At 44.2% G+C, this 16,418-nt stretch carries 15 protein-coding genes and 1 pseudogene; 2 read left to right on the forward strand and 14 right to left on the reverse strand.

From position 1 onward, the window contains the following. From DHBDCA_RS09760 to DHBDCA_RS09800, 9 genes are all read right to left on the reverse strand, one after another. On the reverse strand, positions 1 to 1,422 hold the full coding sequence (locus tag DHBDCA_RS09760; RefSeq protein ID WP_015044050.1) for a nitrogenase component 1: 1,422 nt from the start codon (positions 1,420 to 1,422) through the stop codon (positions 1 to 3). Further along, positions 1,419 to 2,780 (reverse strand): nitrogenase iron-molybdenum cofactor biosynthesis protein NifE, encoded by a 1,362-nt coding sequence (gene nifE / locus DHBDCA_RS09765; RefSeq protein WP_015044051.1) that lies wholly within the window; start codon positions 2,778 to 2,780, stop codon positions 1,419 to 1,421. The genes DHBDCA_RS09760 and nifE overlap by 4 nt, the downstream gene beginning before the upstream one ends. A 45-nt stretch (positions 2,781 to 2,825) precedes the next feature. Next, complete coding sequence (locus DHBDCA_RS09770; RefSeq protein ID WP_021315210.1) at positions 2,826 to 3,104, reverse strand: 4Fe-4S dicluster domain-containing protein; 279 nt, start codon at positions 3,102 to 3,104, stop codon at positions 2,826 to 2,828. After that, positions 3,077 to 3,481, reverse strand: a complete 405-nt coding sequence (gene nifX, locus DHBDCA_RS09775; protein ID WP_015044053.1) for a nitrogen fixation protein NifX — start codon at positions 3,479 to 3,481, stop codon at positions 3,077 to 3,079. The genes DHBDCA_RS09770 and nifX overlap by 28 nt, the downstream gene beginning before the upstream one ends. A gap of 22 nt (positions 3,482 to 3,503) precedes the next feature. Then, a complete protein-coding gene (nifK, locus tag DHBDCA_RS09780) occupies positions 3,504 to 4,919 on the reverse strand; it encodes a nitrogenase molybdenum-iron protein subunit beta (protein WP_193352152.1) in 1,416 nt (471 codons plus the stop codon). 69 nt (positions 4,920 to 4,988) lie between these two features. Then, entirely contained in the window at positions 4,989 to 6,401 is a 1,413-nt protein-coding gene (gene nifD, locus DHBDCA_RS09785) for a nitrogenase molybdenum-iron protein alpha chain (RefSeq protein WP_193352153.1), read from the reverse strand. Between the two features lie 101 nt (positions 6,402 to 6,502). After that, positions 6,503 to 7,363: a nitrogenase iron protein gene (gene nifH / locus DHBDCA_RS09790; protein ID WP_343205462.1), complete on the reverse strand. Its 861-nt coding sequence runs from the start codon at positions 7,361 to 7,363 to the stop codon at positions 6,503 to 6,505. Between the two features lie 109 nt (positions 7,364 to 7,472). Next, positions 7,473 to 7,823 (reverse strand): P-II family nitrogen regulator, encoded by a 351-nt coding sequence (locus tag DHBDCA_RS09795; protein ID WP_015044057.1) that lies wholly within the window; start codon positions 7,821 to 7,823, stop codon positions 7,473 to 7,475. Between the two features lie 14 nt (positions 7,824 to 7,837). Then, a complete protein-coding gene (locus DHBDCA_RS09800) occupies positions 7,838 to 8,155 on the reverse strand; it encodes a P-II family nitrogen regulator (protein ID WP_015044058.1) in 318 nt (105 codons plus the stop codon). Between the two features lie 384 nt (positions 8,156 to 8,539). Between DHBDCA_RS09800 and DHBDCA_RS09805 the strand changes: the two genes are divergently transcribed. After that, positions 8,540 to 10,438 (forward strand): DUF2334 domain-containing protein, encoded by a 1,899-nt coding sequence (locus DHBDCA_RS09805; RefSeq protein ID WP_015044059.1) that lies wholly within the window; start codon positions 8,540 to 8,542, stop codon positions 10,436 to 10,438. A 79-nt stretch (positions 10,439 to 10,517) separates the two neighbouring features. Here the strand turns inward: DHBDCA_RS09805 and DHBDCA_RS09810 are convergent, their stop codons facing one another. Then, positions 10,518 to 11,507, reverse strand: a complete 990-nt coding sequence (locus DHBDCA_RS09810) for a tocopherol cyclase family protein (protein WP_015044060.1) — start codon at positions 11,505 to 11,507, stop codon at positions 10,518 to 10,520. Positions 11,508 to 11,577: 70 nt separating this feature from the next. Continuing rightward, complete coding sequence (locus tag DHBDCA_RS09815; RefSeq protein WP_015044061.1) at positions 11,578 to 13,182, reverse strand: protein O-GlcNAcase; 1,605 nt, start codon at positions 13,180 to 13,182, stop codon at positions 11,578 to 11,580. Positions 13,183 to 13,960: 778 nt separating this feature from the next. On the opposite strand from DHBDCA_RS09815, the pseudogene DHBDCA_RS15020 reads away from it, so the two are divergent. Next, positions 13,961 to 14,181, forward strand: a pseudogene (locus DHBDCA_RS15020) (IS3 family transposase); the annotation flags it as partial. A gap of 91 nt (positions 14,182 to 14,272) precedes the next feature. Here the strand turns inward: DHBDCA_RS15020 and DHBDCA_RS09825 are convergent. The 3 genes from DHBDCA_RS09825 to DHBDCA_RS09835 form a co-directional block, all read right to left on the reverse strand. Continuing rightward, positions 14,273 to 14,962: a DUF1638 domain-containing protein gene (locus tag DHBDCA_RS09825; protein ID WP_015044062.1), complete on the reverse strand. Its 690-nt coding sequence runs from the start codon at positions 14,960 to 14,962 to the stop codon at positions 14,273 to 14,275. An 80-nt stretch (positions 14,963 to 15,042) separates the two neighbouring features. Next, positions 15,043 to 15,507, reverse strand: a complete 465-nt coding sequence (locus DHBDCA_RS09830) for a hypothetical protein (protein WP_015044063.1) — start codon at positions 15,505 to 15,507, stop codon at positions 15,043 to 15,045. Next, positions 15,497 to 16,135, reverse strand: coding sequence for a GTP-binding protein (locus DHBDCA_RS09835; RefSeq protein WP_015044064.1), 639 nt, complete (start codon positions 16,133 to 16,135; stop codon positions 15,497 to 15,499). Before DHBDCA_RS09835 ends, DHBDCA_RS09830 begins: the two co-directional genes overlap by 11 nt. Positions 16,136 to 16,418 lie beyond the last annotated feature (283 nt).

A 16,418-nucleotide genomic window follows, 5' to 3' on the forward strand; every position in this document is an offset into this window, starting at 1 on the left:
TCACCTGACTTTCGCTTCATAAAATAATGCAAACATATTAGCACGATAATTCTTGTACTTGTTTTCCAATAGCGTATTGGTAATACGGTCAAGAAAACGAAGGCTTCCTTCATAACCAACGGATAAAATCCGCTGTCCCCCAACTCGGTCAATGACCGGAAAGCCAAAGCGTACCAGCGGGATCTCCGCTCTTTCTGTTAAGATCTTTCCCTCAGAATGACCGATGGCTATATTAATCTTCCGATTTTTACATTGCTCCAGGATATGGGAAAAATCAGTGTCTCCTAAAATGCTATATTCAGAGTCAAAGTCACTGAGCTTGTCAAATTCTTGCTGCAATATCTGTTCAATCTTTTTTGTCCTGCTGCCGGTGGCCATAATCGCGGGTTTTATACCGTTTTCCAGACAAAGCTTGGTCACGGCGTAAACCTGTTCAGGCTCCCCAAAAATGACGGCCTGCCCTTCAAAATTGTGTTTATGGGAATCAAACATCCCGTCCAGCAATCGTCCTCTGGCCTTTTTGATCTCTTCCGGAAGATCTGTGCCGGAAGATTTCATACCGGCAGATTCCGTACCGTAATTTGCGATCTCCTTGAGTGTTGAGAAAAATAAATCGGTATTTTCGATCCCAACCGGCAGGGGAACGCGAAATAAGGGAACACCAAATTCATCACGTAAATATTTTCCGGCAGACTGGGCGTCATCGATCGTGATCCCCATTTCCAGTGTAGCTCTGGCTCCAGACATTTTCCGGATTTCTTCAATTTTTGTTCCTCCAGCCGGGCTTTTCTGATAGGGCTTGCTGTAAGGGGCATCCAAGGTATCGGTATAATCCGGAAGCAGGGTATAATCAATGCCCATCGCTGCCAGCAGCCGTTTGATTTCCCTCAAATCAGCCGTACTGATATGGGGAACGATGACGTTGACTTTATTGTGTTTTGCCGTTTTTTCTGCCAGAAAACAGACAATCCGGTAAACCGTAAGCCAGTACCCCTCTGAATGGGAACCGCCATATCCCGGCGTCGGAACATTAATAATCGGCAAACCAGTGATTTCTTGTCCTTGCAAATATCGGGAGGTAATCCGGCCAATATCTTCTCCGATGGTCTCGGCCAAGCAGGTGGTCAGCACCCCGATAATTTGCGGGTTATAAATCAGGCGGACATTTTCCAAAGCCTTTTTCAGGTTGTCTTCACCGCCAAAAACGGTTCCTTTTTCGTTGAGGGAGGAAGAGGCAACGTCAACAGGTTCTTCGTAATGTTCAGATATCGTTCTCCGCATATAGGTCGCACAGCCCTGGGAGCCATGGAGCACTGTCATTGAACCCTCGATTCCTTTGAAAGCCAGTATTCCCCCTAACGGCATGCACATGTTACAGGGGTTCTCACTGACATTACGGTAATTGCTTGCTTGTTTTTTCATGGTTCTCCCCCCTGTTCCCGATATTTCCAAACCGGAGAGCATACGGTAGCGTATACTTCCCTGGCAAAATTAACAGCGCCGACATATCCGCTTAACGGATGCTTCCGGTCATGATTATGGTCGATGAAGGCAATACCCATTTTATAGGCCAGCGGCCGTTCTTTAACCCCGCCTACCAGCAAATCTGCTTCTTTTTCCATGATAAATCGTTCGAGCTCGGAGGGGTTGGTATCATCCATGATGACCGTCCCTTTGCTGACTAAGTTGTTGATTGTGTCATATTCTTCCTGGCGGCCGGTTTGGGTCCCTACCATGACCACATCGATCCCCAGTTCCCCGAATTGTTTAATCAGGGAAATTGCTTTGAAGCCGCCGCCGACATAAATCGCGGCCTTTTTCCCTTGCAGTTTGCTGCGATAATACGCTATTTGCGGTAAAATCGCTGCAGTCTCTGCCTGAATAAGTTCTTCTGTCCTACGCATCATCTCCAAGTCCTGAAAGGTCCTGGCTATCTTGCGAATCGATTCTGATGTATCTTCAATTCCGATAAATGAGATATTCAGGTAAGGAATGTCATACAGTTCTTTCATTTGACTGGCTATATAATTCATCGAACCGGCACACTGAACAATATTCAAGTACGCCTTCGTCGCTTTTTTCAAATTTTTATAGCTTGAGTCCCCGGTCAAAGCTACATTCAGTTTTATCCCCACACGTTGGAGATAGTTTTTTATGATCCAGAGTTCCCCGGCCAAATTGAATTCACCAAGATAATTAATAGCATTGCCTTTTTGGATTTCCTCTCCCTGAGGGACCTGTATCAGGCGCAGGAGTGCGTCACAGGCTGCTTTATACCCGGCGGATTTGCTGCCGATAAAACCGCTGGACTGAACAGGGATCACTTCAATTCCATGCTTTTGGGCCGCAGCTTTGCAGACTGCTTCCAGATCATCCCCGATGACCCCTACGATACAGGTGGAATAAACAAAAATCAGGGGAGGATGATACTTTTCCACCAGATCATCGATGGCCCGGGTGAGTTTTCCCTCTCCGCCGAAGATCACGTCCATCTCCTGCAAATCAGTGGAAAAGCTGAAGCGGAATAAATCCGCCCCGCTTGTCAGACTTCCCCTGATATCCCAAGTATAACTGGCGCAGCCTATGGGACCGTGAACGAGATGAACCGCATCCGTGATCGGATTTAAGACAACCCTGGCTCCGCAATAGACACAGGCCCGCTGGCTGACACAGCCCGCTACACTGTCTGTATTGCATTTTAACTGTTGATTTTGTTCTCCCTTGGTTAGGATCGAATGTTTTCTTTCCTCAATCGCCGGATTGGACTTTCTTGCATCCATCTCTTTCACCTCTGCTTTTCAGATACCCTTCAAAGAGGACATACCTCAGTATTTGATCACTTTAGCTTCAAAACGGATTGCTTTTTTAACACAGGTTTTACCGCAAGCCATGCAACCGATGCAATTATTTTTATTGTCAATTTTAGACTGCATTCTGTCGGCATCCTCATCGTCATTCAAATTGCCAAAACCTAGCGTACCTTGGGAGCAAACTTTAACGCAGCGTCCACAACCTATACATGTTTCCTGATCAATATCTTTGATAAACTGAGGGGTCCATTCCGAACCGCCATAGTTCAATCCTTGGTACAAGGGCATAGACATGATTCCTCCTTATTTTTCATCTCTTCCATAAGACGTTTGCGCAGCCAGGGCGGAGGGGTCTCTTTGATCATATTCTCCAGTCGCTGCAGCTCACTCTCAATCGGTGTTCCCTCAACAGCTTTCAGCGGCTGAATACTGCTCTGTACCAGACGGGCTGCAGCCGGACCTCCAATATGGGTACAATATACCACTGTACATTCCTTCAGCATTTCCGCCCGGACCTCAATTTTATCATCTTCCAGTACCTGTTCCGGAAGGTTAATCATTTGGACAAATTCACTGCTGACCGAAGTAACATTGTAGACAGCAAAGGATGTTGCCAACCCAAAATGAGCATTGATCTTCTCTCCTCCGGTGGTAGCAAAAGCAACAAGCATTCTTTCCCCTCCTTTTCATTGCTTAGCGCAGCATCTCGAAACGTTCACTTGGACAATTACGGTCATATTCATCGATGAACATATTCGCAAGCATGGTTATGAGGTTAATTGTACCCTGATAGCCAATAATCGGCTGACGGTGGAGGTGAACACGGTCTGTCATGAAGTAACCGATGCGGGCCAGCGGAACGTTGGCATCTTTGGCAATTTGTTTGCCATGTGTATCTCCGATCAGCATGTCGACCGGATCTGTTAACAATAAAGACCGCATATGCCAGAGGTCTTTGCCAACATAGACTTTCCCTTCCGAGCCAAAAGGACTGGCAGCGAGCAGTCCTTCCATTTCCTTACGGAAAGCCTCCGAACCGTTGCCACAAAGAATATGCACTGGCATGGTGCCCATTTCTAACAAGAAACCGACTAAGCCGATCAGAAGGTCTGGATCTCCATAAAGGGCAAACCGTTTACCGTGGATATACTGATGAGCATCAATGGCCGCATCCACCGCCCGGCCTCTTTCTGCTTCCAACTCTGCGGGAATAGCTTTGCCGGTCATCTGTTGGAGTGTCATCAGAAATGCGTCGGTATTTTGTACGCCAATCGGCATTGTAACTGCTTCACTTGTAATCTTTTGAACATTTTTTACAAATTTTTGTGAAGCCATCGTGGCGTATTTTTGCAGAAAGAGGAATCCGGATGCATTAAGCGCATCAGCAAGCTCTCCCATCGATGTTCCCGGTTGGTACATTTTGTATTCTCCGGTATTCGGTGAATCCAAAACTTCAGTCGGGTCAGGCAGCATGGTCATATAAATGCCCATGGCTTTAATCATCCGTTTGTATTCTCTTAAGTTCCCTGCATAAAGATCAAAACCAGGAACCACATAAAGTCTGCCATTGGTCCATTTGCCATTGCGGGTATCCGCAAGCGAATTGAGTAACCCTTTCAGCATGTTATCATAGCCGGTGATGTGAGAGCCGACAAAACTGGGCGTGTTGGCATAGGCAATCGGGAAGTCCTCCGGAATTGCTCCCTGAGTACGGGCATTAATAATGAACGACTTCATATCATCACCAATAACCTCAGCCATACAACTGGAGAACATTGCGATAATCGAGGGCTTATAGGTGGTATAGGCATTTTTCAGACCCTCAATCAGGTTTGCCTGACCGCCGAAAACAGCGGCATCTTCCGTCATGGAGTCCGAGACCATCGGTACCGGCTCTCTGACGTGACGGGTCAGCGCGGAGCGGAAGTAGGCGGCACATCCCTGAGACCCGTGCAGGAAAGGCAGGCAGCCTTCGATTCCTAAGGCACAGAGCATTGCACCATAAGGCTGACAGGTCCGGGGGGCGTTAATGACCAATGCTTCCCTGGCAAAGTTCTTTTCTTTATATTCCTCTGTAGCCATCCAGTCTAATACGGCCTGTGTATCCATGTTTGGCGTACACGTTGTACATTCGGTTGTTGTGCAGTTGTTTGTCATACATTTTTCAGCGTTGCTCATTTAACGCACCTCCTTCTCTTTGTTCCACGGTGCTTTCGTTAAAGACCGGGTTGGGCTGTTGACGGCCATGTCCATATCCCGGGCAAAGATCGGAAATCCATCATAACCATGATAAGGTCCGGAATAATCCCAGGAATGCATTTGACGGAACGGAACGCCCATTTTTTCAAAGACGTATTTTTCTTTAATCCCCGAACCGACCAAATCGGGTCTGATTCTCTTAACAAATTCGTCCAGCTCATACTCGGTGATGTCATCATAAATAAGTGTTTCATTGGTCATTTCCGGGAAAGTACGATCATAATCGTCTTTATGCGCAAATTCATAACCCGTCCCGACAACCTCCATGCCGAGGTCCTCATAGGCACCAATGGTGTGGCGGGGACGGAGTCCTCCGACATACAGCATGACCTTTTTGCCTTCCAGACGGGGACGATAGGTGTCAATCACTTTCTGCATCATGGGCTGATATTTGGCAATGACTTCTTCGCCTTTATTCTGGATCGTCTCATCAAACATGGCTGCAATTTTACGAATGGATTCGGCAATTTTGGTCGGTCCGAAGAAGTTGAATTCCATCCAGGGTATGCCCCAGGTTTCTTCCATATGCCGGCAGATATAGTTCATACTGCGGTAGCAGTGAATGAGATTCAGCTTGACTTGGTGCGCAGCCATCATTCCTTCGGTCGTGCCGTCACCTGTCCAAACATTTTTAACGTTCAATCCCATCTCTTCAAGGATCTTCTTGGAGGCCCAGGCATCACCGCCAATATTATAGTCACCGATTAAGGAAATATCATAAGGCCCGACTTCCCCGGGACGTTCCCGCTTGCCGAGCAGGTGGTCCCGCACAGCGTCATTGGCAATGTGATGGCCCAAAGACTGGCTGATTCCCCGGAAACCTTCACAGCGGACGGGTACAATCGGCAGTTCCAATTCTTTGTTGGCTTTCTTGGCAACACTCTCAATGTCATCGCCTATGAGTCCGACAGGACATTCGGAACAGATGGAAATTCCCTGAACTGTCGGAAATAGTTCTTTGACCTCTTTCATGACTTGTGCCAGTTTCTTATCTCCGCCATAAACGATGTTGCTTTCGGAAAAGTCCGAAGAAAACATCATCGGCGAAAAGGTTTCAACGCCGACAACCCCTTGCGTCAGGTTACGCCGCATTCCCCAGGAATAATATCCGCACCCGATGGGACCATGGGAAATATGAATCATGTCTCTAATCGGGCCCCAGACAACTCCTTTGGCACCGGCGTAGGCGCAACCGCGGGCTGTCATAAGTCCTGGTATGCATTTGATATTGGACTTGATGGCGCAGGAACAACCTTCATCTTTGACAGCAAGGTGCTTGGCTCTTAGTTTTTGCGCTTTTTCAGGATATATGGATAATACTTCTTCGACCATCGTTTCATTTGGTCTTTCATTCACCGCGATCACCTCCGTTAACAATAATCATTGATTTCTTGGCTCTGTATTTTTATTTGTTTTTGTTTGAAACAGTGAGCTTATCCCAGTTTGGCTGCAGCTGTCTCTTCATCTTCGATAATCCCAAACTCCATTAGAAGTTCTTCCAATTCATCCATCGTCAATGGCGTCGGTATTGTCAGATTTTTGTTCTCATCAATTTTTTTAGCCAGGGCCCGATACTCATCAGCCTGTATATGCTTATCGTTATATTGAATCACGGTCTGTCGACGGAGTTCCGCCCTCTGGACTTCGTTATCGCGCGGAACAAAATGAATCAGCTGCGTATTTAAGCGTTTGGCTAAAGCATCAATTAGTTCATACTCTTTATCCGTATTCCGGCTGTTGCAGATCAAACCGGCTAAGCGAACGCCTCCGGAAGTGGCATATTTGAGAATCCCTTTGGCTATGTTGTTAGCCGCATACATCGCCATCATCTCCCCGGAACAAACGATATAGATTTCCTGGGCTTTATTTTCCCTGATCGGCATCGCAAATCCGCCGCAAACAACGTCGCCCAAAACGTCATAAAAAACGTAATCCAAATCAGGCGTATAGGCTCCATTCTCTTCCAGAAAGTTAATTGCCGTGATAACACCGCGTCCTGCGCAGCCGACACCCGGTTCAGGACCTCCGGATTCAGCGCAGCGTACATCTCCGTATCCTGTGTAGAGAACATCCTCCAGTTCGATGTCTTCGACTGATCCTTTGTCTCTGGCCATATCCATCACGGTGGTCTGGGCTTTAATATTTAAGATAAGTCTCGTCGAGTCTGCTTTAGGATCACAGCCGACAATCATGATTTTCTTTCCCATTTCGGCTAAGGCTGCCACCGTATTTTGTGTGGTAGTGGACTTGCCGATACCCCCTTTACCGTAAATCGCTATTTGTCGCATAATCATTTCTCCTCTCTATTTATAAAAACATGGCTGGCGCTGAGCCATTGGACACGGGGTACAGAAACTTCTGATGCTCCTTAGGAAACTGCTCTCGGGCCGTTTTCTTCGGTTCTCATCTGAATACTTCCTCTAACGGGCAAACAAAGATCTTTCCGTCTCCAATGTGTCCGGTCTGATTGGCTTTGATTAAGGTCTTCACTGCAGTCTCTGCTTCATCATCCTGAACGACCAGGTGCAGCATTCGTTTCGGAATCCATTTCATGATTGCTTCCGCTACCGGAGTTTCATATTTGAGCAGCGGATTCAGCATCGGATCAACCTCCGCAGCCCAGCCGCCTACTCCTTTCTGTTTCCCGCGCCCTTCAACACTTTGAATCGTGAGTGCATTGAAGCCGGCTTCCTCCAAAGCTTTTTTGGAAGAAGGCACCTGATGTCGTCTTATGATGGCTATGATTTCTTTCATCTGCTCTCACTCCTTTACAGTGCCTCTTCACCAGTACGTACTGTGTATGCTGCTTCAACAGCAGAGATAAATATTTTTCCGTCACCAATATTCCCAGTCCTGCCATTTTCCAGAATGACTTCAACTGTTTTTTCCAGCTCCTCGTCGGAAACGACGATCATCATCATTACTTTGGGAAACTCATCGTAGTTAATATCCCCTACCTGCAGGCCTCTGGTTTTTCCCCGTCCAAATACATGCATCTTGGTCATGGATACGATCCCGGTTTCTGCTAATTTTTCAGCAATGCTTTCACTCTTCTCCGGTCTGACAATTGCTCTGACCATTTTCATTTCGACTTCCTCCTTTTATAAAGTTTTTATAAAAACAAAAGGCGCTCCTTATTCCAGGTAAAAACCCGTCCTAAAAAGCGCCTTTGCTTTAAGCAATCTGATAAGAACCCCTTAGCTGCACTCCAACCTCTCCGCATAGCGGCCAAAAGGCAAAAAAATACTTTCCCCCTTTATATGAAGAGGGAAAGCGCCGTTGCTTATCGTTCTTTTATAACCATGCCATAACTATAGATAATCTGTCTGGTAAAGTCAATAAGAATGCCAATTGTATTACGTATAATTCCTGGGATACAAAATATTATATATTGACAATATGTCAATATAGCTTATGATTATCCTAGAATTCTACAAAATTCTTAATTTTTTTGCGAGGACATTTATTTTATGTTTAGAAAAAACGTATTTGTGATTGCATTGATATCCGTTCTTTTTTTAACAGTCATTACGCATATCAGCGCATCTACTGATCCCAACAATATCTCAAAGAGACCATTTTCAGGGAAACTGCCGGCCTTAGTAAGATTAGAGGATGTAGGTCCCGGGCAAGAATACACAAGCCAGGAAAATCTCGATAAACTGATTGTGATTGCAGATTATCTCCAGCAGGAGGGAATACCTTTTGAAGTCTCCTTAATTCCCAGAATGGTTGAGCCCGGCAGGAACTATGATGTTACAATTGCTGACAATACGGAATATACCCGAAAATTTGTCTCTGTCATCAAAAGCCTGGAAGAAAGAGGCGGTATCATCGGGGTTCATGGCTATACCCACCAGAGCCGGAACAGTAATAGTGTATCCGGGTATGAATTTTACAGCTCGGCTAAAAATCCCGACGTGCCCAATACATACACGTATGCAAAAGAGCGGGCTGAAAAAGCGATCGCGCTATTTGATAGAGCTGGAATTGATCCTGCCTACTGGGAAACGCCGCATTACAGCGCTTCGCCCCAGCAACTGGTCGCTTTCCAAGAGCAGATCGGTTTGATCTACGAAAATAATTATTACTATCCTGAGGCCTGGAAAAGCAATAACGTCGTAAATCAGCAACAAGAATATTATTGCGGCCTTGATGTTGTACCTGCTCCTTTAGGGCATTTAAATTCCCCGGAGCGGCTTGCCGCTATGCTGGCTGTCTTAGATGATCCTGCAAAGAGCGGAACACTGGCCTCCCTGTACTTCCATCCTACCTATGAGTTTCAGTTTATAAAAGAAGTCCAACAAAAAGACGGAAAAGTTCAGTATATTTATGATGAAAATTCCCTTCTTCACCAGCTTGTGAAGGAACTAAAAAACAGAGGATACGCCTTTGTCTCGATCTATTCACTCGTAGGTTTTGTGCCTGCCCAAAGGGCGGAAAATATTCAGTTTGATCCGAGAGATGAAATCTTTGCGGGTCAGTTCGTACCGCATGCTTCGGGGAAAGCTCTGCTGATATGGAACAAGAGGGCAAATCAATGGCGCATGTCTCAATATACGGCTTCCTGGTATGCCCCCAGAGGCACAAACGCATTTCAAGACTTAGGTGTATGGCTCAAGGACTTAACGCTGGAGAAAGGAACTGTTCCATTAGTCGGGTATTTTAAAAACAAGGACAGAGAAGATCTCTTGTTATTCAATGCTGCCTCTGGAAATTTGATTTTAGCAGTAAACAATGGGAATAAATTTGTTCCTTCTCATTTAAAGTGGCAGGCTTTAAATCAATTGCAGACAGTCCTTCCCCTCTCCGCTGACCTTAATAAGGATGGTCTCACAGACCTATTTCTATATGACAAAGAACATGGCAGAATTGGTTCGGCAATCAATCAAGGCGGCCTTTTTACTGATATTACCTGGCAAGGCTTTGACCTGCTTAAAGCCAAGAACCTAAAACTTGCAGCAGGAGATTTTAATGGTGATGGGAACAGTGAACTTTTCGTAATGGATCATGATACCAAGCAGTCGAAAATGCTGGCCGGGCGAAAAGCAAACAAATTCTCTCTTGCCGCTGGAACCTGGAACAGTCCATTTTGCTTCAAACCGGATTCTCAGATATTCGCAGCAGACATTAACGGTGACGGTAAGGACGATTTACTAGTACACGACTCTGACGGTTTTTGGCAAAGCTATATCTCCAGCGGCAGTAAATTCGTCGCTGACAGACCGTTTGGCCCATGGGGATCCAGGAATGAAGATGCTGCACTTGCTGCAGACATGAATGGTGACAATCGGGCTGATCTGGTTATGATCGATCATAATACCGGCCATTACAACCTTAATACCGCTATTTCAGTTTCGGGCAAATAAAAATGGTTTTAGACCAAATAAATAGTTTTAAACCAAAATAAATAGTTTTAGACCAAATAAAAATTTTTCTCTAACCAAATTAAGATATAGAATGGGGCTTAATCAGCCGAGAGGCATTCTCCGACAATTCCATTCCGGCGCTGGTACTCTTACCTGAAAATATAAGTCCCTGCGAATTTCTGAGCCGCAGTTCGACACTCGCAGTAATACTTTCTTCTATTTGTTCAGTCATAAGCCCATTCTTAGGCACCTTCAAGAATCCCCCGCTGCCGCCTGCTGCTCTAAACTCCAGGATTTCATCTTTGCGCGTCAATCTGGCCGTGATAACTTTTTTCTCAAGAGAGATCTGTTCCAGTCTGACCCCGTTATAAGTTGCGAATCTGTATAACCGGCCATCAACTAACAGGAAGCAGATAATCCCAGTAAAACTAGAACCCAGCCAAGGGATTCTGGCGATAGAAAACATGAAACAGGTGCCTTTTTCTTCAAAATGGTTAGCCTGAACCCAAATCCACTCACGGGGAAATGATTTGCCATAATCTTTTTCCAAATACCCTTCCCCCGCCGAAAAGTTGACCTTGCAGCCGTCTTCAATTAATTCGCCTTTGATTTTATGGCGGATATTTATGATACTGTGATAACATTCCATCATCGGAACGAAAGAATAGGGACCCATAATACCAGGATTGAACAATGTTTTTGGGAAAGGGACAATGTTATCAAACTGCAGTTCGCCGCTGATTTGCATCTCTGTATTTACAAGGTTAAGCAGAACGTGCTCCCGAGAAAAATGGTTTCCTGCGATGCTGATATCAAAGCGTTTTTTATCATAGGCAAAGGATGACTCAGGATATTTAAAAAAATGGGTCCGGCCTGTTTTGCCATTGATGACCTGAACAAAAGCGTGCGCGTCCTGAACATTTTGCCCTAACGCGATGCCGGGTATCACCGCGTAAATGTTTTCATGATCCTCACTGATAATTTTGTAATACCAGCCTTCAAAATAATTCCTGGATTTATAAGCCCCCTGAAATAGTTCCGGCGAACAAATTCTTCTGAGAAAATACATCCTCTACCACCCCAAGGTATCTTATTCTCATTCCAGGCCCCTAATATACACATACTTTATTTAGAAATCCCTAATTAGATTCGGCCTTATCAATAAATGATAAAACTTCAGAACCAATTTGTAAGTTGTTGTTTCGTAACTGTTGCAAGCTTGTTTGAAGTTGGTGCTTAGCCGTGAGCTTTTGCGGATCATTGTTTGATAAATCTAAATATACTAAAGCCTGTAGTCCCGTTTGCCCTTCTTCACCCAGTTTTACTGCCCATGGGCTAATTTCTGCCAAAAGCTGTTGGTTGGTTATTGTCTTCTTAAGATTATCGGGCAAAGCACTCAGTAATTGTAATTCTTTACGAAGTTCTAATTCACTAGGTCCATGCTGGCCTGATTGGTATTCTTGCCAAAAAGCGCTGGCTAATTTGGAAAACCCGGTATTGTCACCCGTATCAAGTGTACTTTGGCTTGAATATTGACAAAATTTACGGAAGGCCAATGCATCGCCTATGCCAGACATGCCCTGGAGCGCTTCGTCCCAGGCTTGAAGCGGCTGGTATGTGCTGGGATTGTACAAATATTGAGAAACAGTATAAAGTGCGATCTTTGACGCTTCGGGTTGAAGCATGGGATTTGCTAACATGCCACTCGTGTATGCCGACAAATCCTCCGAACGATTGATCAATGGTCCCATAAATAGTTGTGGCGCTTTCTTTACAGCATAGGTATAGTCGTTGACCGGATAATTGTCCCAGATAAGAGGTTTCCTCCCCAAAAGCCGCCGTACTTGGTCAGCTTCACTACTTGTAATGGATTTGTTTAAAACCCAAGACCCCGTCCAGATCACCTGTATAGAGGGATCTAGATGTGACCGTATTGTAGTCCAATAGGCGCTGTCCTTAAGACCGTAGTAGTCTGTGGGAGCAAGCCAAAGCCTGAAACTTGAATCTTTTACAGTCTCATCCTCAAGCAATTTATTTGCAAGATCGATATGAGCCTTAGGATAATCAGAACCATACACTCGTTGGTCAGAACTCTTCAAGTAGTGTTGAACATCATCAAATGAAAGCATAAAAGTGTGAACTCCAATCGAACGCAACTGATCAATTTTGCTTTCAAGCAGTTGTACATCGGCTTTAGATGTAAAGGTAATGGAGTTGGCAACCATTGCTGAGGTCAATGTTTGACCAGGCAGCGGTGACGGGATACCAGGAGAAATGGAATAAACAAAATTAACTCCATTCGCTTTTGCGCTTTGCACCAAACTCTTCATCTGCTGTAGTTGACCAATTGGGTAGAGGTCTGCCCAATTGGTCCGCTGATAAGGGTCATCCTTGGGAGCATAGACATACGTGTTTAAATGGTGTTGGCCAATAAAGGTAAGCATGTTGGTTCTTTGCGCCATAGTCCAGGGAGTTCCGTAGAACCCCTCAATAACTCCACGGATAGCAAAACTGTCTGTCGGTGGGGTTTGTTCATTGTCCGCTCCTGCCCGTGGCTGTTGATAAGGTGCCGTAGTATCATTCCGGGGATTTTGTGTTTGATCCTGACCATTGGTTTGGGTTTGTGAGCGTGTTGTCCAACCAAATAGGTAATCTTTAATAGGCGTATTATAATAGGCGATGGCTGTAATGCCTAACCCAAATAGAAGTACTGTTAAAGAAAGCAAGACAATTTTCTTCTTCATGGCCAGTCTCCTTTAATATCACCTTACAGGTAAATTTTTCACGTATTGTTTACTTTATATTTTATCCCAATTTTAGAACCTTATAACGATACATATACATTATACGATACCCAATTAAATTTTAAATGCTTATGTAATATTCATAAAACTATCTCTTCGCACTTTCTTTGCTCCCATTGCCATCTGCTGCATGTTATATCCCAGCTAAGCTCGTTTATGCAGCCATAAGGCTGACTTATTTAGATTCACATTTAGCACTAATTGAGAATTAGCAACTTTAATCCCATAAATCTTTTCCAACTCACTAATACACCTAGCAAATTTAATAGGATTAGTATTGCCGATACCTCTTTAGCGAAGATAGCATACTTAACATGGACATACGGTGTTTTAAATAACCTTCAAGCTGTTTGAATGTTTAGATTGAAGAATTATATGGAGAAAATAATATAACCGCCTAAATTGGCGGATAATTTCAAAATTATATATCAAATGAGACCTCGAAACAGGTCTCTTAGTTTGTAACACAGCCCAAAAATCAGGGGAAAGAAATGCACTTTTTTACTCCTGTTTTTTGCTCCTTCTTTGCTTCAAATCCACTACATCTTGTTGGCTAAGTGCCTTATTGCTCTTTATTGGTGGCATAGAAAAATCCCCTCCGGTCAACAGTTATTGGAACCATGATATCACGGACTCTTTTTTAACTGTCTACCATGAGGCTTTTACAGGGTACATTTTAAAATATTGTAGGATACTCGCTTTTTACAGTTTCAAGCAAAGTATGAGCCGGAAAGGTAATTGTTGGGACAACGCTTGTATGGAGTCTTTTTTCGCTACACTTAAACCGAATTGGTTTATCATGAACGATACAAAACCAGAAATCAAGCTAGACGTAGCATTTTTGATTATATTGACACTTTTTACAACAGAATCAGGTTGCATTCTAAACTTGGTTATCAATCTCCGGAAAACTATGAAAAAGAGAGAATTTCAGCGTAACTGCGTGTCTGTTTGAGGGTAGATAGGTCAAGTATCGGGGTCACCCTTTTGAGGGCATGCTTATTAGAAAAATATCATCGGGGTTTATTTATCAGACGAAGACTGTCTGTTTAATACTCGTATTATCACTATTCATCGACTCGAATGTCATCTTCTGCCCTTGTTCCAGAATAATAAATTCTTCATCCCAAGGGCCTGTTAATAATTTGTTAAGAAAACGCATTGACCCTGGATATTCCTCATGCCGCAAACCGATAGTATCGGCAAATTTTTGGGTAGTCTTCAATATATCCGACGATTCATAAGCTTTCGTGTCAATCACCATTAATCTTTGGTAATGATGCAGCAGGGTCTTCATCACCTCAAGCGCACGCTTCTGGCCATGTCTTTGTACACAGCCTTCAAAATCCGCTAAAATATTGCGTTCATATTCCAGCCATCCTTTTGTAAGGAAATATGTGCCGGCTTCTTTCATGATTTTCTGCCTGGTCTCATTTGAACCAAGTAACAGGCTTATACAATCATGCGCTTTCGGAATGATCAAACGGGCAGTTTCAGCTTTGATTCCCAGTAAACCATTCCCACAGTAGCCAAAAGCCATAAGGATGGTATCCACATGATCAATCCGATTGACGGTATCCTGTATAGCCAAGCGGAGTTTGTCCGGATAAATGTGCAATCCAGAATCAACGAAAACGATGGGATATTCGACTTTGGTCTCGCTTATAGCCAGGTTCAATTCATGTTTTATTGTTTGGCATGCTACAATAATTGTTCCCATTCGTACAATTTCTCTCAATAAATTGTTTGCTTTATGCTTTATGGATTAGTTAATGGATACACAATTTTGAGTAAGAAGATTCAAAGCAGGTCGTATATCTGTTGGAGCTTTTCCTTTATACTTTCCAGAGAGATACTAAATACGATCACCGCAATGCCGATTCTGCAAGTTAAACTAGTATTCCCATTGGCCGTTTTTACCTGGACCTCTTTCCCGGTTGTCGACATTGTCGTCACTAATTCCCCACTTTGGATGACAGCTTTGATGTGGCCGACATATCCCCCCTCAAGTTGTACCCATCTGCATATATCGTGCAGGTGATTCTTCATCATCTCGGTACATTCCTTGTAATCAATTTCAGTAATCTTTTCAAATGAACCTACAAATGCTTCCTCATGGGCAAGCACCTTAATCTGCTCAAGATGTTTATGCCCGAACTCCTGATGTCCTTTATGGCAACCGCATGTGCAGTCATCGACATGCTCGTCATGGCTGCTGCAATCACAGCTTTTTGTATGCTCCAAGTGTTCGTTGTCATTGACCATCCGGCATTTCCTTTCCGAGTGAAAGAACACTCTTCCATACCTCATCATCAATTCCCTTTAAGCCGCTTACTTTAAATACTCTTGCTCTATCATTGATTTCCGCGATAGACTTCTCTATTTGAACGATTCGATGATGATCTACCAAATCAGTTTTGTTGAGCAGTACCCCGTCGGCTTTGGCAATCTGTCCATGAATCAGAGGCTGCATAATTTCGGAAAGTTCTTCCCACCGTTCCGCATCAACTATAACCTGTACACTGAGTTTCTTAAACTTTTTACAATATTCCCTCAACGCTTCAGCCACCCTGTCCGGATAGGCTAAACCGGTTGTTTCAATGATGATCCAACTTGGCTTGATTTTCCGGGAAATATCGTGAACGCAGATCAGCAAATCGCTGACAAGTGTACAGCAAATACAGCCTGAAAACAAAGTGGACACATCGTAGCCACCGGATTGAAGCGTCTTGTCGTCTATACTGATTTCGCCTATTTCATTTTCTATGATAGCAAGTGAAACCCCATTCTCTTCTTTCTTATCTTGATCATAGCTAACGATATAGTGGGCTAATGACAAAAGCAATGTCGTTTTACCTGAGCCGAGAAAGCCGCCAAGTATTATCACCTGCATACGATTACCTCGCAGATTCTATTATTTACTTAAACCCGTGGGGCACAGCTTTTCAATATTCGATATCCATTTCTATCTTTTTGCCTTGAAAGTGGAAAAGCAGACCAGATGGGCGATCGTCTGGTCTGCTTTTCACTTAACAGCAAAGCCTGCAAGGGGATCCGCCGTCCGGTATCTCCATTATTTTCAACTTACACATCATTCAAAATATCAAGATTGCGCTGCTGGGTAATTATATACGCTAGGTCAGCTCAAAAGCCCTTGCTTGACGTCTTTAAGAATG

The sequence above is a fragment of the Dehalobacter sp. DCA genome (assembly GCF_000305775.1).
GTDB classification, from domain to species: Bacteria; Bacillota; Desulfitobacteriia; order Desulfitobacteriales; family Syntrophobotulaceae; genus Dehalobacter; species Dehalobacter alkaniphilus.